This window comes from Pseudomonas brassicacearum (assembly GCF_003732265.1).
In the GTDB taxonomy this organism is placed as follows: domain Bacteria; phylum Pseudomonadota; class Gammaproteobacteria; order Pseudomonadales; family Pseudomonadaceae; genus Aquipseudomonas; species Aquipseudomonas brassicacearum_D.
The window spans coordinates 1-627 of sequence record NZ_MOBK01000445.1 but is presented as its reverse complement, the minus strand read 5'-3'; the positions used below and the strand labels follow the sequence as shown (position 1 = coordinate 627).

Genomic DNA, 627 nt, shown 5'->3' with positions numbered 1-627 from the left:
GCTCGGCGAAGGCCACTGCTTCCGCGATCAGGTTCTCGAAGCCTGCCCGACCCTGACCAAGGGCAACGACGGCGCCAAGCACACCACGGTCGAATCCAGCTCGCTGGAAACCATTCGCCACATGGTCGCGTCCGGTCTGGGCATTTCGATCCTGCCGTTGTCGGCCGTCGACAGCCATCACTACGCCCCGGGCGTGATCGAAGTGCGGCCACTGTCGCCACCGGTGCCGTTCCGCACCGTGGCCATTGCCTGGCGCGCGAGTTTCCCACGGCCGAAAGCCATCGAGATCCTCGCCGACTCCATTCGCCTGTGTTCGGTGGCCAAGCCAGCGGCACCGGTTACGGCCGGTTAAGCGAGCGTCATGACTGAGCTGTCGCAAGTGTCGGTGACGGCACTCAAGGGTGTCGGCGAAGCCATGGCCGAGAAATTGGCCAAGGTCGGCCTGGAGAATCTGCAGGACGTGCTGTTTCACCTGCCGCTGCGCTATCAGGATCGCACCCGCGTGGTGCCGATCGGTGCGCTGCGGCCGGGGCAGGATGCCGTGGTCGAAGGCACCGTCAGCGGCGCCGACGTGGTCATGGGTCGACGCCGCAGCCTCGTCGTGCGCTTGCAGGATGGCACCGGCGG

General features: G+C 66.3%; 1 protein-coding gene and 1 pseudogene. Both read left to right on the top strand.

Annotated features, from left to right (window positions below; genetic code table 11):
* Positions 1–352: LysR substrate-binding domain-containing protein (locus BK660_RS32175; protein ID WP_259698577.1), on the top strand; the 352-nt coding region annotated here is incomplete at its 5' end.
* A 9-nt stretch (positions 353–361) separates the two neighbouring features.
* Positions 362–627: pseudogene (locus BK660_RS32170) on the top strand (ATP-dependent DNA helicase RecG); the annotation flags it as partial.